Source organism: Psychrobacter sp. Ps2 (assembly GCF_022129405.1).
GTDB lineage: Bacteria > Pseudomonadota > Gammaproteobacteria > Pseudomonadales > Moraxellaceae > Psychrobacter.
This window is the reverse complement of record NZ_JADQAM010000040.1, coordinates 44900-63320: the sequence shown is the minus strand read 5'-3', so window position 1 is coordinate 63320 and position 18421 is coordinate 44900. Positions and strand designations below refer to the sequence as shown.

The window sequence follows — 18421 nt, the reverse complement described above, 5'->3', positions numbered from 1 at the left end:
ATACCTCTTACTTTATAAAGTGTATGCTTTATTTTAGAAGATATATACTTGTTTGCCAATTAGGGACACGCCCTAGTTTTATATAGAAAAATACCAGATTCTTGAGTGTAAGAATTCTCATAAAAAAACCAAATAAATCATTTGATGACTTATTTGGTTATAAAGTTTTTAATGTTCCAACTGAGCATTAACAGTGAATATCAGTATTTAAAAACTGATTAATCTTTTTTAAGTTTAATCACATTGTAGCTTGGATAGCCTAGCTCGATTTTATAATCATCGCGTCCACGTTCAGCCTTTATCTTAATCTTACGATCACCGTTTTTATATTTGACGTCTTTGACACGGTATCCCATGCTACGGACTTTACTAGCAGCTCGTTGCTCGACAACGGAGACATAGCTGTCTTTGTCGTTCTTTTTGTCTTTGTGTTTTTTATGGCCTTTATTGTCCTTATGAGTGTGCTCGTAAAGGTCGTCATAGCCATTGTAGCCATTCGGCGCAGTTACACAGCCTGTGGTCACTGCTAATAAAGCTGCGACTATGCTGCCAGTCGCTACTGTTTTTAATGTTGAAAATGATAGAGTTTTCATAATGATTTCCTAGTAATATATCGTTGCTCAATATGGGTAAAAGCTAAACGTACCGAGGTCATTAGCTGAAAATGCTTAAAGCGATCAATCTTTTCTGACTTTGATCACATCTAAATTTGGATAACTTAATAATATTTCGTACTTCTGTGAACCGCGTTTAGCCTCAATCTCAAAGACACCGCGCTTATTTTTTTCTTCAAGATCGATATCTTCAACACGGTAGCCCATAGCCCTTATTTTGTTGATAGCACGGCGTTTGATAGCTGGGTAACGTGATTCTCTTTTAATAGTGTCTTCGACATCGGCTTTTTTATAGCGCTGACCATTTTGATAATTATCTTTATGCTTGTTTTCTTTATAGCGGTCATTATTATTTTGCGACTTATTATTATCCCAGCTATTTGGCCATGCTTTTTTGCTTGAGCTGATGAGTCTTAGGGCAGGGTAAGTATATTTTAGCTCGTAGGCTTGGTTGTTCTTTTTAACATAAGCCGTAAGAGCTCGATCACCACGGTAACTATCAGCTCTGATATCTATAATTTGATAGCCTTTGCGGCGCAAGTCTTGTCGAAGCTGCTGACTTACACGATTAAAATTATTGTTCTGGCTATTATTATCACCACGATAGACGGGCTGATTGTCATATCCTGGACCTACAACTGCACAACCCACTGTAGTACCCAATAATGCAATGACAAGACTAGTAGACAGAATTGCCTTAATAGAGAAGGGGTTTATCGTTTTCATGGGGCAGTATCCTATGATGGCATTAAGTAGGCAGTGTAGATTAGAAATATCTATATCTGCTATAACTATAAGATTTTAAAGGTATTCTGGCAAATTAAATTAGATCGTAATCAATAAGTATCTCTAGTGATTTATTTTTCGAAATATTTCCTTACATTATCTATAATAGAGTACAAAACTTTGCGCTAGGTGTCATTTGCGTTAATAAGTTGTAATAATTGTGGTAAGTAAAATATATTGTTGTAAGCATATGCTTACACGCAATGACGTTTACGCGACTTAACATACGAATGAGAGTTAGGCATTATAGTCACACGGCATTAGGGAATGTGACTCAAGGATTGAGTTGACCGCATTAAGGATAATGATTCGATAACTAGCGTCAGGATGACAATAGCGATTGAAGTAAGGACACAGTCCCTTTGCTGATAGCAGCAAGTAATACTGAAGCTGTAGTGTAGTAAAAAGGGCAGGATGCCCAGTATCACAATATACTGAATATTTGTGCAAGGATGCATGAAAAGCAGTCGTGATAGGTAACATGGATAGTTAACAATAAAACCGCATAACAATTGATTGCTATGCGGTTTTATCGTGTCTGGAGAATGGTAATTTGTTTCTCCAATAGCTTATCTTTACAGTATAAATCTGCCATAAAAAAACCGCATATATTTCTATGCGGTTTTTCAGTTTATTCAGTACAGTAGTTATGCAGCGGATAAGTATGCAACGAATATATTAATACTTGTTTTCTACACGCCAATCGTCTACTTCACGCTCTGCATCTTCTTTGGCATGACCATAACGCTCTTGTACGCGGCCTACTAGCTTGTCACGGCTACCTTCGATATGGGTAAGGTCATCATCTGTTAGCTCGGCCCATTTTTGTTTAACTGAACCTTTCATTTGGTTCCATTCGCCTTTTAGAGTATGTTCGTTCATTGTATTATTCCTTTTATTGAACTTGTTGTGTTTGATTTATTTCTTAATCACTATTTTGATTCTTATTTCATAATATCGATTACTGATAATACTATTTAATTTTTATTCTAATTGTATTGCACAAGGATAAATGAGTGGTTCCAAATATCCTGTGAGATTAAATATAGGACTTTTCAATTCAGCTGTCTGTATATGCTATGTTTATAGTGTTACTTAATTATAGTGGGCGTTTACTAAGTGTTATCTACAGGGCTGTTGTAGTAGTGCCACGTAAATTGCGTCTATTGTGCGTGATAATAATTTTTTCTATGAGCTTGTTTTTTATATAAATATTAAGAAAATATATTATTTATTCAAAAATAATTATGCAAATAAAAAAGCAGCTACTCGAAAATAGAGTAGCTGCTTTTTTATTGTCTTTGAAATTGATTGAAAGTTATTTCGTGGAATGTTTATTCAAATACTGATGATAGCGTTTGGTGAGTTTTTTTATTCGTATACGATCAGAAATCAAGGAGAAAATTGGTGATGCATTTGGTTTGGGGGATTTCCCATGCCCCATGCGCTGTAATTGTCGCTTGATGACCGCCATTGTAGCAACTGCACTTAAGGTTTTATCTTTCCAGCGTACCACAGGATTGTGAGCACTAAGCGTACTATCATTTTTCCAGTCATTCGGTAGAGCAGGGTTCATGGCTAATGCGGTTCCCATACCAACCACGTCAATCCCTTGCGCCAGTACATCTTCTGCGACAGCCAATCGTCTAACGCCACCTGTCGTCATAATAGGCATGGTAGCAATTTGAGCAATCTCCTTTGCAAAGTCTAAAAAGTAAGCTTCTCGTTGCAACGTGCGACCATCTGCTGTGCTGCCTTGCATGGCTGGGCTTTCATAGCTGCCGCCTGATAGCTCAACTAAATCTACCGCCAATTCATTCATCGCTGAAATAACCACTTTAGCATCATCTGCATCAAATCCTCCGCGCTGGAAATCGGCCGAGTTTATCTTAACAGCGACTGCGAAGGTAGGCGCAACTTGAGCACGAACGGCTTTGATTACTTCGATCAATAGTCGCATACGATTCTCAACCGAACCACCGTATTTATCTTTACGTTTATTGGTAAGCGGTGATAAAAATTGAGAAATTAGATAGCCGTGAGCGGCATGAATTTGTACACCATCGAAGCCAGACTGTTCTGCTTTTAGTGCACTATCGGCGAACCGATGTATCAGTTGCTCGATATCTTGCTGCGTCATCGCACGAGGTTTGCCAAATAGATGAGAGTGCTTGCCCAAGTCAATTGCCACGTCAGAAGGTGATAGCACATCGCCACCCATGGCAGCATATACTTGACGACCAGGATGATTGAGCTGCATCCACACTTGCGTATTGTTATGCTTGGCAGTATTTGCCCACGCTCTAAAAGGCGCTATCTCACTGTGTTTGTCTAATACGACACCACCAGGCCCTGTCATAGCGCGGCCATCGACCATCACGTTTCCAGTGATTAACAGACCTGTCCCGCCTTCGGCCCAGTTCTTATATAGACGGAGCAGAGTAGGGCCAGGGATTTGACCGACATCAGCCATGTTTTCTTCCATGGCAGCTTTCGCTAAGCGGTTGGGTAAGGTAGCGCCACAAGGCAGCACTAAAGGGGAGGATACAGGTGATGTCATGATAGTGGCCTAGAAATGGTTATTTTGTGAAGCATGAGTTCTACTATGGGTTTGGCTATAGACATATGGTTTAAATGACTATAACCTTATAGCTAAGATATTCGCTGTCGGCAGTTGACGATTATCATCACATTTTTTTGGCACAATAGCACCTAAGGTAAATTACTGGTGTGTCGATATAATTATCTATTGAATAGGAATACCTCTGCATTGAACGTACTAACGCAAGATTTGACAGTCCCAGTAGAATCTAAACGTGAGCTGGCGAAAGCCAAGACTCGGCGTGCGTTATTAAAAAGTGCTTTGCGGTTGTACAGTTTGGAAGGTGCTCAGGGCATGAGCATGAATAAGGTTGCCAAAGGTGCAGGTATTGCCCAGCCCAGTTTTTACAATCATTTTGAGAGCCTAGAGGCGCTACAAAATGAGCTGAGCGCCCAACTAAAAGACAATTATCTATCACCGATGCGACTGGCATGGGTCAATATGCTCAAAGATTATGACCTGTTGAGTAAAGATCAGTTTAATCAGCAATGTCGACAATGTCTGATTATGATTTTTGATTCTGCATTTGAGAATATCGCGCTGTTTCAGCATTTGCTCGAAGACCGTCCTAGATTTAGTGACAATATAGAAAACCAGTCATCATTAAATAATGGACTGGGCAATCTGATTACCGAAATACAAGAAGAGTGGACAGAGATATTTATTCAGGGATTGCAGTTATCTAATCGTACTTGCGAGCGCAGTGCTGTCAATCTATGCGTCGATATGGCGGCGGCACAAGTACATGAGTTGATATTGGGCTGTCATCAGCAGCGTTACTCAAGGCAACAAGCGATTGCCACGTTGAGTATCAGCTTTGATGCACTGTTCGCCAATTTTTTGCACGGAAGCAATACTAGTCAGTAGTGATAATAAGCAAAAATTATTGTCATGAAGCCTAGAACAAAAAAACACAACAGGGAGAGTGACTATGGCCACAACCACGGCTGCACCAACGTTAGGCGAAACGCAAACGCATTTTAGAACTTGTACATTGTGCGAGGCAATGTGCGGCGTCGAAATAAAGCACGATGGCGAAAAAGTCTTGTCGATTAAAGGGGACAAAAACGATCCCTTTTCGCAAGGCTATATTTGTCCGAAAGCCACTGCTTTGCAAGATTTGCATGAAGATCCTGACCGTTTGCGTCAGCCTGTAGAGAGAACGGCAGACGGTTGGAAATCTATTAGTTGGCCAGAAGCGTTGGATAAAGTCGCCGCAGGTATTCAATCCATACAGCAAAAGTATGGTCAAAATGCGTTGGGTGTTTATCTAGGTAATCCTAACGTACATAACATGGGTGGTATGTTGACCATCAAACAACTGCTTACCAGTTTAAAGACGCGCAGTCGTTTTTCTGCCACTTCTATCGACCAGCTGCCGCATCATATTATTAGCATGCATCTGTTTGGTCACATGCTGCGCATTCCAGTTCCTGATGTCAATAACACACAATACATGCTGATCATCGGTGGCAATCCGCTGGCTTCCAACGGCAGTATCATGACTGCGCCTAACATGCGTCAAAAGCTAAAAGATATCAAAGCGCGCGATGGCAAGGTGGTAGTGGTTGATCCAAGACGTACTGAAACTGCCGACATCGCTAGTGAGCACCACTTTATTCGTCCAGCGACGGATGTATTGCTGCTATTGGCCATGCTCAATGAAATCTATACGCAAGGCTATGCAAAGCTCGATACTAGAGTGGCTGCCTTGGCACCAGAGATCGATCGACTTGCTTTGTTTGCTGAACAATATACGCCTGAGTCAGTGGCAGATATCACGGGTATTACCGCAGCCGAAATCAAACGTATCGTCAAAGAGTTTTGTGAAGCGGAAAGCTCTGTTTGTTATGGCCGTATGGGCATCTCAGTGCAAGAGTTTGGCTTGCTGAGCCAATATCTATCTATGGTCATTAATATCGTCACGGGTCGTTTAGATGAGGTGGGCGGACTCATGTTCCCGAATCCTGCCGTCGATGTTGTGAATAGCTCTGGCCCAGGCTATCTAGGTAAACGCCATAGCCGCGTCAGCAACTTGCCAGATTTTAATGGTGAGTATCCAGTGGTTGCGATGGCAGATGAGATGTTAGTCGAAGGGGAAGGCCAGTTAAAGGGATTCGTCACTGTCGCTGGCAACCCTGTTTTGAGTACCCCGAATGGTGAAAAGTTAGACGAAGCATTATCACAATTAGAGTTTATGGTTTCGCTTGATTACTTTGTGACTGAGACCAGTCGCCATGCCAATATTATTCTGCCGCCTGTATCGCCATTAGAGCGCGACCATTATGACATTACTTTTAATGGTTTTGCCGTGCACAATGTCGCCAAATATTCGCCTGCTTTGTTTGAGAAAACTGACGATACCAAGCATGACTGGGAGATTTATTTAGGACTGGCAGATCGCTTAGACAAAGATGCGCCAGAAGCAACGCAAAAAGAACGTGCCGCGACAAAAGCATTTGGTCCTAAGTTCTTGTTAGAGCAAGGTCTTAAGTATGGACCTCATAAAGACGTGACATTCGAAGCCTTAGTCGAAAATCCACATGGTATTGATTTGGGTCCGTTGCATCGTATGTTGCCAGAGGCCATCAAACATGCCGACAAACAAATTCATCTTCATGTCGATTTTTATCAGTCAGATTTGGCCCGTGTTAAAGAAATGGTGCAAGAGTATGACAGTAGCCAGACGCTGCTAATCGGTCGTCGTCATGTACGTAGCAACAATTCATGGTTGCACAATAGCCATCGATTGGTAAAGGGTAAATCTCGCTGTACATTGATGTTGCATCCGCAAACGGCAGCGCAACATGGCATTGCAGACGGCCAAGATGTCAGAGTAACTTCTCGAGTAGGTAGCGTGGTCATTGCAGCAGAAGTGACGGATGAGCTGATGCCAGGAGTGGTCAGCATCCCGCATGGCTTTGGTCACGGCCGCAAAGGGGTTAAGCAAAAGATCGCGCAAGCGCACGCAGGTGTCAGTGTTAATGATTTGACTGACGAAACCTTAATCGATCAGTTGAGTGGTAATGCCGCAGTCAATGGTGTGCCTGTACAATTAGAAGCATTGGATATGGATGCAGATAGTTTATCTACTGCTACAGAGACTGTAGCAGAAGGCGCATTAGCATAAAGTTAGTCGCAAGTTCATAGACATACAAAAAAGGCGTGCACGTAAAGTGAGCGCCTTTTTTGTTTGTAAATTGAATATATCGCTTATCTTATTAAGCATTTATACCAATAAAGTCAAAATCAACGCTAGGGGTTTCGCCTTGGATTAGCAAACTAAGGGCTTTTGCAGAGCCGCAAGAGTGTGTCCACCCTAATGTACCATGTCCTGTATTGAGCCATAAATTGTCAAAAGTCGCTGAAGCATTATGACTACCATGTTTGACTTGACCACAGTGTGCGCGACCAATAAGGGGCACGTTCGATGGGGTCATCGGGCGCAGTCCTGTCCAATATTGTACCGAGTTTGCGATGATACCTTTCGGGAATAACTGCTGCACACGCCGAGTGATGGCTTCACAGCGCGTGGCATTTAAATCTAGGTTATAGCCATTAAATTCAGCGGTACCAGCGACTCGCAATTTGTCACCCAGTCGTGAGGTGACCAGCTTAAATTCATCATCAATCAAACTGACAAAAGGTGCTAAGTGGGGTGCGCGCGGATTCACCGTATACGTAGCCGAATATCCCTTTGCTGGAAAAATAGGCACATGAATATCTAGTGGTTTTAAGAGAGGAACGCTATAGCTGCCAAGCGCGACCACATGACTATCAGCCGTAAAAGTCTGCGCATTTTCGCCTTTTGGACGGATAGTAATACTGTGTACATGCGGACGGGCAGAGTCGGTATCGGTATTGAGCGCTAAAATTTCGGTATCATATAAAAACTGTACGCCAGCATCGATACAACGCTGCGCCAAGCGCTGGGTAAACAGGTGAGCATTGCCAGACTCATCACGACTGGTATAAGTCGCTCCAGTGAGCTTATGCGCAATTGGGTAAAGCGCTGGCTCTAAATTGACAGCATTGTTAATATCAATCACATGGCGCTCACAACCAAGCGCCTGCATGCGTTCAGTTGGTTCGATAGCCGCATCAAACTCTGCCTGATTGGTATAAAAATGCATGATACCGCGTGTTTGCTGCTCATAGTCGATACCAATATCCGCGCGCAGCTGTTGTAAGGTATCTCTTGAATATAGACCTAAGCGCACCATTTGCACAAGATTAGCATCGGCTCTATCGGCGCGGCACTCTTGCAAAAACTGCATGGCCCATTTGAGCTGCGCTTTATCCGCACGCAAACGATAGAGTAGTGGAGCATCCTCTTTAAACAGCCACTTGAGCGCTTTCATCGGGGTCGCAGGATTGGCCCAAGGCGTGGCATGTGAGACCGATATTTGACCGCCGTTGGCAAATGACGTCTGCATGCCTGCTGCTGATTCGCGCTCAATCACAGTCACATCATAGCCTGCCTGACGTAGATACCATGCGGTGGTCACGCCCACCACACCTGCTCCGAGTACCGCAATATGTGTCATAGGATTCTCTATGCTCATGTTAGTCATGACGGTCGTGCTGTATTAAACGACCATCACCTTAGCTGCGTCGTTTGCCTGATTCGATGTGCTTTTATTTTGGGCGTGCGACATCTACTTGTAGTGCAGCTGGCAAGTCCAATATGCTCAAATCGCTTTCTGCCAATTGTTCAGGACGCGCTACGACCAAAGCGGTAAAGCCATCGTCATTTTTCATCGCATTGACCACTTGGATTTTATCGATTTTGTCACCTGCGTTTGGTGTCTCACCGGTGCCTTGTACATAGTGTAAAAATGCTTTGGGTGCAGATTTAAAGTAGATGCGAGCGATGACTTCTTGGCCTAAGTAGCAGCCTTTATCATAGTCCATGCCGCCGCGTTGATGTAGACGCAGCTCTTGTGGTTGGAACTCACCTTGAGTCGCGGCCACAATCCAATAATTACCAGTAGCTAGGCTGCATGCCATCCAAGCCTGCGTATCGTCAGTAGTATTATGGTCATCTTTGTGGCTAAAAGTTGGCTCATCTGCTAGCACGCAAGGATAGATCGCTGCTGGTGCACTGGTTTTAAATTTAGAAAACGCCCCGTACTTATTAAGATGCGCCTGCAAAGACTCAGCACAGTCGCTACTTATGACCAAATCATAATGTTTCTCTGCTTGTTTTTTGATCCAGATACCGAACTCAATACGACCTTTTAGGTTACCGATGGCGGCTGCCTGATAGCTAAGCCCGAGCTTGGTAACATCACAAGTTAATTGCCCTTGCAAGAATTTTTCGGAGTCCTCGCCTTGGATAGTTAACTGCGAAAACTGCGGTACAGCTGCTAGATTGGAAGACTGAGTCATTGTTATTATCCTTCTGGTGAGAGCTTTTATTAATAATATAGAGGGTAAATCGAAGTGATAAAAATTATATGGGCGCTTTTATCATTGACAGTATTTGTGCACATAAATCTAAATGAGGCTAAGAAGAGTACCACAAAAAACCCTGTCATAAAAAACGTCATCAATAAGCGATGAGTTAAGTGTTAAATTGGGCATAGAGTTTGATTTTCAAGCGTACAAATTGGTTAAAGATGGTGAGTTACGGTACAATATCAGCTCTACAATTAACCTAATGTACGATGGCTGCCGAGGAAATAATGAGCTTACCAAATTGCCCTAAATGTGATGCTGAATATACGTATGAAGATGGTGCGTTACTGGTATGTCCTATGTGTGCTCATGAATGGACGGCGGCTGAGACTGATGCAGCGCAAGCTGAAGACCAAGACGCGGTTATACGTGATGCTGTTGGCAATGAGCTACAGGACGGCGATGCGGTGACGGTTATTAAAGACCTAAAAGTCAAAGGCTCTTCAATTGTGATTAAAGTAGGGACGAAAGCGAAAAGCATACGTCTGTTGCCAGATGCTACTGACGGTCATGATATCGACTGCAAACTTGATGGCTACGGACCAATGAAGCTTAAGTCTTCTGTGGTCAAAAAAGCTTAAATTGTAAAAACTTCTTGAAAGATTCAATAATAAACAAATATAAAATAGACGCTCAATCACAAAACATTGTCGTTATAAATGTCGCTATAAGTAGAGAATAATTATGAGTACTAAAAACGAACAGCTCTTTGCACAAGCACGTAAACATATCCCAGGTGGTGTTAACTCGCCAGTTCGCGCCTTTGCAGGAGTTGGTGGTACGCCAATCTTTATGCATCGTGCCAATGGCAGCAAAATTTATGATACCGAAGACAATGCTTATATTGATTATGTTGGCTCGTGGGGTCCAATGATTTTGGGTCATGCGCACCCAAAAGTCATCGATGCGGTGAAAAAAGCGGCTGATGACGGTTTGAGCTTTGGTACACCAACGCCGTTTGAAACCACCGTTGCTGACAAAATTTGTGACATCGTACCGAGTGTTGAAATGATTCGTATGACCAGCTCTGGTACCGAAGCAACCATGAGTGCGATTCGTCTAGCACGTGGTTATACCCAGCGTGACAAAATCGTGAAGTTTGAAGGCTGCTATCATGGTCATTCAGACAGTCTGTTAGTAAAAGCAGGTTCAGGCATGCTTGATATCGGTGAACCAACCTCAAAAGGCGTACCAGCAGATTTTGCCAAGCATACGATTACGATTCCTTATAATGATCCGCAAGCGATTAAAGATTGTTTTGAGAAATGGGGCAAAGAAGTTGCTTGCGTTATCTTGGAGCCAATCGCTGGCAACATGAACATGGTTATTCCAACACAAGAGTTCCATGATACGTTGCGCGCAGAATGTACGGCTAATGGCGCAGTATTAATCTTTGACGAAGTCATGACGGGCTTTCGCGTTGGCCTTGGTGGTGCACAGGCACACTTCGGCATCGATCCTGATTTAACCTGCTTTGGCAAAATCATCGGTGCAGGTCTACCTGTTGGCGCTTTCGGCGGTAAAAAAGAAGTCATGTCTTGCATCGCGCCACTTGGCGGTGTCTATCAAGCTGGCACGTTATCAGGCAATCCACTAGCGATGCGCGCTGGTATCGCTATGTTTGAGGACTTAACCGCAGAGGGTTTCTATGACGAGTTAGCAGCGAAAGTTGCTCGCCTAGTAGACGGTTTCCAAGCAGCAGCTGACAAACATGGTATTCATTTACGTACCAATAAGCTTGGCGGTATGTTTGGCATGTTCTTTGTTAAAGACAGCGCAACCGAAACACCAAAGAACTTCGATGACGTGACAGAGTGCGATATGGACGTATTCAATACTTTCTTCCACGGTATGCTAGATCGCGGTATTTACTTGGCACCCTCAGCTTATGAAGCAGGCTTTATGTCTATCAAACATAGTGATGAAGATATTGATGCATCAATCAAAGCGGCTGATGAGATATTTGCAGAAATGGCAAAGGCATAGTTTAGCCATGTAAGCTATTAGCTCGTTAAAAAGTTGCAGTTTAAAAAACCAGCAAGATCGTCCTGTGATCTCTGCTGGTTTTTTTGTTTATCGATATCTTATTTATAATCGTATTGGGAAGAATATAAAGTTTGTCATTTAATTTATACGACGACTAAACGTTATCGTACTTTATCAAACTTGCGATCTCTCAAGCTTAGATTGCCTCGTAGCACATCGCTATACATACGAAAATCGCTGACAAAGCTTTTCAATGGAAACTTAAAAGAAGCGGGTTTGTTCTTTTCAAAGAAAAAGTGTCCAACCCATGCACAGGCATATCCGGCGGCAATGCCCTTTACCAAAGGTTTGGCTGAGCCAGTTTTGACAGACTTTGCCAGTCCTAATAAGCCAAAGCTACTACCCGCAAAATGTAGGCGGCGACAAGCTATGTTTTGATGCTCATCTAAGTAAAAATCATAAAATGCCTGTTTGGGCGAACTTTCAGTTTTTACCATGTCTTTTTTAGAGCTACTGATAGGGGTCTCAGTATTTTGGGTCGCGTCTTTTGTGATGGTCTGATTCATGTGACTAGCTTCCTTGCTGGTGAGGTTGATAATTACTAATTGCGGATGATTTTTAACCGACTAACTGGTGACTTTTGAAGTAAGTTGTACGGCTAAAAGAGCTGTAAATAACGGTTTTTTATCATGATATTGATAGCTTTCAATGTAGCAAACCGATATGAGTAACACAAGCGCTAGATACTGAGCCGATACCTGTCAGCTTATAGAGTGGTCTTCGATGTTACCGCTACAGTTTTGCATCGCTTGCGAGTGTTTGGCATAAATGCTTTAATGATAAAATTGCCCTGATTTTTGTGGTTACTACTTTTTTCTATACATGTGATTTTATAACTATATAGCACGTGATTTTGGTAAACTATCCACTCTCTCTAACACGGTGACGACTTGTCCTATGCCTATTGACTACCTTACGAATCCGCCAATTGGCGATGATGAAATGATGGCAGCCATCGATATTGGTTCCAACAGTTTCCATTTAGCTATTGCTCGTCTTGACCATGGGGAAGTGCGAAAAGTAGTCTCGATGTCTGAAAAGGTACAGCTCGCCGCCGGTCTGGACGAAAATAATATTCTAAGCGCAGCTGCTGAGCAGCGCGGTCTTGATTGTTTAAGCCGCTTTGTGGCGCGCTTGGATTCAGTACCGCCAGAGCGTATTCGTGTGGTCGCGACCAATGCGTTGCGTCAAGCCAAAAACGCCAACGACTTTATCTCCCGTGCCAATAAAATCCTGCCAAAACCGATTGAGATTATCGCGGGCCGCGAAGAGGCGCGATTGATTTATTTGGGCGTCTCGCATACTAACGAGAGTAGTGATAAACGCTTGGTTATGGATATTGGCGGCGGTTCGACAGAGTTCATTATTGGTCAAAATTTCGATCCATTATTGACTGAAAGCTTACAAATGGGCTGTGTTTCTTTTACCCAAAAATTCTTCGCTGACGGCCTGATTACCAAAGAAGCTTTTAATAGTGCAATTTCAGGTGCACGTAAAGAAGTCTTAGCGATTAACGGTCGTTATCAAAAGACAGGCTGGAGTAGCGTAGTCGGCTCAAGCGGTACAATCAAAGCGGTGCGTAATGTTTTAGTATCAAAAGGTTGGGCCGATGAGCAAGAACGAATTACCTATAAAGGTGTCAAAAAATTAGAGAAATTGCTGATTAAGATTGGCAATATTGATGATATCGAGTTAGAAGGCGTCAAAGAACATCGTAAAGCCGTATTTCCTGCTGGCGTGGCAGTATTGCGCGCGGTGATGAAAGTGCTGGGCGTTGAGACCATTACCTACTCAGACGGTGCGTTACGCGAAGGCGTTATGTACGATATGCTTGGTCGTTTTGCTAGTGAAGATGTGCGTGACCGCAGTGTATTGGCATTAATTAAGCGTTATTCAGGGGACAAAAAGCAAGCCAAGCAAGTGGTAAAAACCAGCCGTCATTTATTTGAGCAAGTAAAAGACAAGCTTGCGCTGTCCAATGATGATTGCGACTTGCTCAGACGTGCTGCTTTCTTGCATGAGATAGGACTGGCAATCAGTCACAGTAGCTATCACAAGCATAGCGCATATTTGCTTGAATACTCTGATATTCCAGGGTTTTCGCAAGTCGATCAGAAGCGCATGGCGCAGCTGATGCTCAATCATCGCCGCAAGCTCAAAGCCGATATGCTAGAGCAGACTTGTCAGATCGGTGGTGATCAGCTGGTTTATCTCTGCTTACTGTTGCGCCTTGCCGTACTGGCGCATCATAGCCGCAGTGATTATGCGCTACCAGAGTTAGAATTAAAGGTAGTCGCTGAAAACAGCTGGCAAATCACCTTGGCGGATAGCAGTGAGCATTATGCGTTCTTGCTGGCAGATTTGCGTACTGAAATTGACCAGTTTGCTAAGTGGGGCGTACAGCTTAGTGTGATTGAAGCCCAAGAAGTCGAGACTCCAGAGGTTGAGCAGTTACCATTGTAAGTATTGAGTTAAAGATTAACGTAACAAAAGCGGCGTTGTCGATAATGTCATGCTATTTAAGATGTGCTACTATAGCTCCTATTGAGTTTACAACTGTACTTTCATTATCTGAACACGGATAACGATATTATTCTTAAACATAAATACATTAAGTATAATTATTAAAGGGAAGCGTCTATGAGCACTGTCTGGGATAGTGTGCAGCTTGCACGACACGCCAAGCGTCCATTATTTATGGACTATGTTAATCAGCTTTTTACCGAATTTGACGAGTTGCATGGCGACCGTGCTTTTGCCGATGACAAAGCCATTTTGGGTGGTCTTGCACGTTTTAATGGTCAGCCTGTAATGGTGATCGGTCAGCATCGTGGCCGCAGCACCCGTGAGCGTATTGCTCATAACTTTGGTATGGCCAATCCTGAAGGCTATCGCAAAGTGATTCGTTTGGTCAAAATGGCTGAGCGCTTTAACATTCCTGTGATGACCTTTGTGGATACCCAAGGTGCTTACCCTGGTATTGGTGCAGAAGAGCGCGGACAAGCGCAAGCGATTGCAGAAAGCATTGCTGTGTTCTCTAGTCTGAAAGTGCCTGTGATTGTGACTATCATTGGTGAAGGCGGCTCAGGTGGGGCATTGGCGATCGGTGTTGGTGATAAGGTAAATATGCTACAAAACAGCATCTATTCGGTCATCTCTCCAGAGGGCTGTGCTTCTATCCTCTGGAAAACCGCTGAAAAAGCACAAGATGCTAGTGAAGCGCTAAAACTAAACGCCATTAATCTTTATCAAATGGGTTTGATTGACGCTGTCATAGAAGAGGGCGAGGGCGCACATGTACAGCCACAACCTGTGATGAATGCCTTAAAAGCATTGATTACTGAGCAGCTTGATGAGATTAAAGATTTAGATCCTCAAGAGCGTTGTGAGCTACGTTATGAAAAGTTAAAGTCTTTTAACTCAGAAGTGATGTTGCCTGCTTAATTAGTTGTTATGGCGCCTTTATTGTTAAGTCGCTATTATTCAATAATGGACTTTTCATATTAGAGTCTGAGTCTTAATGCTAAAATAAAAACGTGTCATTTAATGGCGCGTTTTTTTATGGCTGTTATCATATGAAGCATCTAAAATAACGAAAAATAAGGCTGACTATGACCAGCAGCGCAATCATCTCACATCCCATTAAATCGATTGCCGATTTGCCAGTTGATAAGACACTAGCAACCGCATTATTGAGCAGTATGTCTGAGTATAATGATCAGCTGCATGGTCGTCGCCTTTGGCTGGCATGTAGTGGTGGGCGTGATTCATTAGCTCTTGCGGCGCTGTGTGTGCAGCTCTATCGACAAGGTAAGTTGCCATGTTTGCCGCAGCTTTTACATGTCGATCATGGCTTACAATCGGATAGTCGGCATTGGGCTAAGCATGTTGCCAATTGGGCAGCGGCTCAAAAAATACCTTGTCGCATTTTACAGGCACAAGTGAATAGACATGATGAGCAGGCCGCTCGGCAAGCACGCTATAATGTTATGCGCGCTCATATCAACCAAGACGATGTATTACTATTAGCACATCATGCGGATGACCAAGCTGAAACGGTATTAATGCGATTGATTCAAGGAGCAGGAGTCAATGGTCTGTCTGGTATGCAGCCATGGCGAGTGCAAACACAGGGCGTACAGTACAATATCCTGTGGCGACCTTGGCTCACGATACGACGAGCCAATATTAGCGCCTACGCCAAGCGCCTAGAGTTGCCTTATATAGATGATCCTACGAATGACAGCGGCGACAACGTACGTAGTGGGCTACGCCGCGACATCATGCCAATACTGGCTACATACAATCCTAATGTTATTGATAATATTGCTCGCAGCGCTCAGCTGTTAAGTGATGCACAGGAAACAGTCAATGCTCAAGCTATGCAGGATATGCAGCAGACAGAACATACAGACCTGCAACTTTTACCTGCACAGCGCGTGTTAAATGTCGATGCGTTGCAACAGCTACCCATGTATCGTCAGCGGCAACTACTGCACTATTGGCTGGGTCAAGATGAGCCACTACCGCCTGCTAAGCAACTCGTCGATGATGTGCTAACGCTAAGCCAACGTGATGACCAAGATCATCAAACAGAACTATTTTGGCAAGGTCGTAAGGCATCTTATACCATTCGGCGCTATCGTCAGCAGCTCTATCGTATGAGCAGCGGGTGGCTGACTTGGCTGAAGCTACCATTGATCGAGCATGACGTAACACTACCTAGAATAACTTTATCTAGTAACTCATCTAATCGTTCAGTTAATAATTTAACATCACTCAACATACGTAGCAGTGATCGTTATATTTGGCAGTTGCAAGTGAAAGTAGATGCCCTGTTACGATTGTTAGAAAATAGTGCGGACGGCATAGCAAAACAGGCAGTGTTAAAAGTAGCACCGTTAGAACGTAAGCAACGGCTAAAGACCGAGATGGCTGCGCGGCCACAAGCAGGCAAAAAACTGTATCAGACGCTTGGGATTCCACTATGGCTACGAGACAGCTTAATGGTAGTCAGCATTACCCTTACAAAAAAATCTGAAGATGGAAGCGACATACAAACTGATATTCCTCTGTTAATAGCATCACCATTTGAGAGTTGGCTTTTGAGTTCTGAGCAGACGGATAGCGATGCTAAAAGCAATCAATTGGCTGAGTACATCAGAAGTGAGCTTAGTCTAAAATAAAAAGTGTCAAAAGTTTAATATCTGTTGGCTGACTCGTTGATTTTTATCAGGTTGATGTCAGGCGCGACATTTTGAATTTATCAAACGGCGATAGTGGCAGTATGATAAACTGAGTGTCGTTTTACATATCAGTATGTTAAGTTGAATACCTTTTGAATTTTGTGACTAGGAGACAAGTATGTCGGTATTAGATAATAAAAAAATCAGTTTTATTGGTGGCGGAAACATGGCACAAGCGCTCATTAGCGGGCTTGTGGGTTGCGGCATCAAACCAAATCTCATCACGGTCGCCGATCCTAGCAGCGATGCACGTGAGCAATTAGCCGCCAAAGGTCTAAATACTGTTGATCCAATGGCTGATCCTAAATCTGCTGTGATCGGTGCGGATATCGTAGTGCTAGCAGTCAAACCACAAATGATGAAAGTAGTGGTAAGTGCTTTTGCTGACGTATTAGACACTCAACTGGTCATTTCAGTGGCGGCAGGCTTGTCGACTGATCTTTTATCAAACATGTTGGGCGGCTATAGCAATATCGTCCGTGCAATGCCAAACACGCCTTCTATGATTCAGATGGGCGCGACTGGCCTCTACGGTACAGACAATATCTCAGCGGAACAGAAGCAGCTAGCAACAGCCGTTATGGAAGCATCAGGTTTGGTCATGTGGGTCGATGACGAAGAGCATATGCATGCCGTTACAGCCGTATCAGGTTCAGCGCCAGCGTATATGTTTTACTTCATCGAATCGATGGTCGATGGGGCAGTTGCATTAGGACTGGATAAAGAACAAGCCTCAGCGCTTGCTATGCAGACCATGTTAGGTGCTGCAAAAATGGCGATGAATAGTGATGATGCACCAGCTGAGTTACGCCGTAAAGTCACTTCACCGAACGGTACTACTCAAGCAGCAGTTGAGTCAATGCAAGCCAATGAGATTGGTCGTCAAATCGGCGAGGCCATGCAAGCTTGCTATGATCGTAGCCAAGCGTTAAGTGAAGAAATGAGCAAGTAAACACTGACAAGGTGTGTTGTGAGTCACCACTGACGACACACCTTATGTAATCATCAGCATCTGATAATGACATTTGTCATCCTAGAATCTGTTAATAATGTCACATTGAGTAGCACTTCATGAACAACATGTTATTTCAAATTTTTGATTTGGTCACCACATTCGCTATGATGCTGGTGTTTATTCGTTTTATGTTGCAGTTTGCAGGAATGGATGCGAGCAATCCGATGATTGCACCTGCTTATAAAGCAACGCATATCGTCGATGTATTTGGGCGCATTTTCCCGACTGTCGCACAGGGTCGTATTAGCATTGCCGCTATCGTGTTGATGTTTTTGATTCGTCTAATCGATATCTCTGGAAAGGCCGCACTGACGCATAAAGGTATTGCCCCTGTACCGCTATTCTTCACGGGTACGACTAGCTTATTGTTAGACTTTTTACGCATGTGTCGCTACTTGGTGATTGGTTCTATCATCGTTAGCTGGATTGTGGTGTTTACCAGATCTGAGCATCCGATTATTGGCATTATCATTAATTTGGCTGAGCCTATTTTGGCTCCGTTTCGTCGTATCACGCCGAATTTAGGTATGCTCGATTTATCGCCAATGGTTGCTTTCTTAGCATTTTATTTGCTGGAGATATTCATCGGTGGTTTGGCCGCGAGTGTGTTGCCAACGTTGGGTTAATCCTAATAGAATTAAATCTGAAAACT

Annotated in this window: 16 protein-coding genes; 9 read left to right on the top strand and 7 right to left on the bottom strand. The window is 43.4% G+C overall.

Annotation, left to right across the window (positions count from 1 at the left end; genetic code table 11):
* Positions 1-218 precede the first annotated feature (218 nt).
* The 4 genes from I3254_RS04125 to I3254_RS04110 form a co-directional block, all read right to left on the bottom strand.
* A complete protein-coding gene (locus I3254_RS04125; protein WP_102090887.1) occupies positions 219-593 on the bottom strand; it encodes a hypothetical protein in 375 nt (124 codons plus the stop codon).
* Positions 594-677: 84 nt separating this feature from the next.
* Positions 678-1340 carry a hypothetical protein gene (locus I3254_RS04120; RefSeq protein WP_238051417.1) on the bottom strand — a complete coding sequence of 221 codons (663 nt, stop codon included), beginning with the start codon at positions 1338-1340 and terminating at the stop codon, positions 678-680.
* A 738-nt stretch (positions 1341-2078) separates the two neighbouring features.
* Positions 2079-2282 carry a CsbD family protein gene (locus I3254_RS04115; protein WP_057758006.1) on the bottom strand — a complete coding sequence of 68 codons (204 nt, stop codon included), beginning with the start codon at positions 2280-2282 and terminating at the stop codon, positions 2079-2081.
* 436 nt (positions 2283-2718) lie between these two features.
* Positions 2719-3960: an NADH:flavin oxidoreductase/NADH oxidase family protein gene (locus I3254_RS04110; protein WP_238051414.1), complete on the bottom strand. Its 1242-nt coding sequence runs from the start codon at positions 3958-3960 to the stop codon at positions 2719-2721.
* Positions 3961-4170: 210 nt separating this feature from the next.
* Between I3254_RS04110 and I3254_RS04105 the strand changes: the two genes are divergently transcribed.
* Both I3254_RS04105 and I3254_RS04100 read left to right on the top strand, forming a co-directional pair.
* On the top strand, positions 4171-4869 hold the full coding sequence (locus I3254_RS04105; protein ID WP_238051412.1) for a TetR/AcrR family transcriptional regulator: 699 nt from the start codon (positions 4171-4173) through the stop codon (positions 4867-4869).
* 64 nt (positions 4870-4933) lie between these two features.
* Positions 4934-7132 (top strand): molybdopterin oxidoreductase family protein, encoded by a 2199-nt coding sequence (locus I3254_RS04100; RefSeq protein ID WP_238051410.1) that lies wholly within the window; start codon positions 4934-4936, stop codon positions 7130-7132.
* Positions 7133-7223: 91 nt separating this feature from the next.
* Here the strand turns inward: I3254_RS04100 and I3254_RS04095 are convergent, their stop codons facing one another.
* Positions 7224-8549, bottom strand: a complete 1326-nt coding sequence (locus I3254_RS04095) for a D-amino acid dehydrogenase (RefSeq protein WP_238051408.1) — start codon at positions 8547-8549, stop codon at positions 7224-7226.
* Positions 8550-8640: 91 nt separating this feature from the next.
* The gene (locus I3254_RS04090; protein ID WP_238051406.1) at positions 8641-9393 is read right to left on the bottom strand and encodes a folate-binding Fe/S cluster repair protein; all 753 of its coding nucleotides are present in this window, start codon (positions 9391-9393) and stop codon (positions 8641-8643) included.
* 296 nt (positions 9394-9689) lie between these two features.
* Between I3254_RS04090 and I3254_RS04085 the strand changes: the two genes are divergently transcribed.
* A complete protein-coding gene (locus tag I3254_RS04085) occupies positions 9690-10043 on the top strand; it encodes a zinc ribbon domain-containing protein YjdM (RefSeq protein ID WP_057758016.1) in 354 nt (117 codons plus the stop codon).
* Between the two features lie 103 nt (positions 10044-10146).
* Complete coding sequence (hemL, locus tag I3254_RS04080) at positions 10147-11448, top strand: glutamate-1-semialdehyde 2,1-aminomutase (protein ID WP_238051404.1); 1302 nt, start codon at positions 10147-10149, stop codon at positions 11446-11448.
* Positions 11449-11609: 161 nt separating this feature from the next.
* On the opposite strand, the gene I3254_RS04075 is transcribed toward hemL, so the two are convergent.
* Entirely contained in the window at positions 11610-11945 is a 336-nt protein-coding gene (locus I3254_RS04075; RefSeq protein ID WP_238051420.1) for a DUF962 domain-containing protein, read from the bottom strand.
* A gap of 460 nt (positions 11946-12405) precedes the next feature.
* Here I3254_RS04075 and ppx point away from each other — a divergent pair, with 460 nt between their 5' ends.
* From ppx to I3254_RS04050, 5 genes are all read left to right on the top strand, one after another.
* The gene (gene ppx / locus I3254_RS04070) at positions 12406-13971 is read left to right on the top strand and encodes an exopolyphosphatase (protein WP_238051402.1); all 1566 of its coding nucleotides are present in this window, start codon (positions 12406-12408) and stop codon (positions 13969-13971) included.
* Positions 13972-14148: 177 nt separating this feature from the next.
* A complete protein-coding gene (locus I3254_RS04065; protein ID WP_238051400.1) occupies positions 14149-14952 on the top strand; it encodes an acetyl-CoA carboxylase carboxyltransferase subunit alpha in 804 nt (267 codons plus the stop codon).
* A gap of 167 nt (positions 14953-15119) precedes the next feature.
* On the top strand, positions 15120-16694 hold the full coding sequence (gene tilS / locus I3254_RS04060; RefSeq protein WP_238051398.1) for a tRNA lysidine(34) synthetase TilS: 1575 nt from the start codon (positions 15120-15122) through the stop codon (positions 16692-16694).
* 178 nt (positions 16695-16872) lie between these two features.
* On the top strand, positions 16873-17706 hold the full coding sequence (proC, locus tag I3254_RS04055; protein WP_102093237.1) for a pyrroline-5-carboxylate reductase: 834 nt from the start codon (positions 16873-16875) through the stop codon (positions 17704-17706).
* 119 nt (positions 17707-17825) lie between these two features.
* Entirely contained in the window at positions 17826-18395 is a 570-nt protein-coding gene (locus tag I3254_RS04050) for a YggT family protein (protein ID WP_101205146.1), read from the top strand.
* The last annotated feature ends 26 nt before the right edge of the window (positions 18396-18421 follow it).

Bases quoted from the DNA above. Each gene is read 5' to 3' on its own strand.
- ppx (WP_238051402.1), top strand. From the start codon at position 12,406: ATGCCTATTGACTACCTTACGAATCCGCCAATTGGCGATGATGAAATG.
- tilS (WP_238051398.1), top strand. From the start codon at position 15,120: ATGACCAGCAGCGCAATCATCTCACATCCCATTAAATCGATTGCCGAT.
- I3254_RS04115 (WP_057758006.1), bottom strand. From the start codon at position 2,282: ATGAACGAACATACTCTAAAAGGCGAATGGAACCAAATGAAAGGTTCA.
- I3254_RS04120 (WP_238051417.1), bottom strand. From the start codon at position 1,340: ATGAAAACGATAAACCCCTTCTCTATTAAGGCAATTCTGTCTACTAGT.
- I3254_RS04090 (WP_238051406.1), bottom strand. From the start codon at position 9,393: ATGACTCAGTCTTCCAATCTAGCAGCTGTACCGCAGTTTTCGCAGTTA.
- I3254_RS04125 (WP_102090887.1), bottom strand. From the start codon at position 593: ATGAAAACTCTATCATTTTCAACATTAAAAACAGTAGCGACTGGCAGC.
- I3254_RS04095 (WP_238051408.1), bottom strand. From the start codon at position 8,549: ATGACACATATTGCGGTACTCGGAGCAGGTGTGGTGGGCGTGACCACC.
- I3254_RS04110 (WP_238051414.1), bottom strand. From the start codon at position 3,960: ATGACATCACCTGTATCCTCCCCTTTAGTGCTGCCTTGTGGCGCTACC.
- I3254_RS04050 (WP_101205146.1), top strand. From the start codon at position 17,826: ATGAACAACATGTTATTTCAAATTTTTGATTTGGTCACCACATTCGCT.
- I3254_RS04075 (WP_238051420.1), bottom strand. From the start codon at position 11,945: ATGGTAAAAACTGAAAGTTCGCCCAAACAGGCATTTTATGATTTTTAC.
- proC (WP_102093237.1), top strand. From the start codon at position 16,873: ATGTCGGTATTAGATAATAAAAAAATCAGTTTTATTGGTGGCGGAAAC.
- I3254_RS04065 (WP_238051400.1), top strand. From the start codon at position 14,149: ATGAGCACTGTCTGGGATAGTGTGCAGCTTGCACGACACGCCAAGCGT.
- I3254_RS04100 (WP_238051410.1), top strand. From the start codon at position 4,934: ATGGCCACAACCACGGCTGCACCAACGTTAGGCGAAACGCAAACGCAT.
- I3254_RS04085 (WP_057758016.1), top strand. From the start codon at position 9,690: ATGAGCTTACCAAATTGCCCTAAATGTGATGCTGAATATACGTATGAA.
- hemL (WP_238051404.1), top strand. From the start codon at position 10,147: ATGAGTACTAAAAACGAACAGCTCTTTGCACAAGCACGTAAACATATC.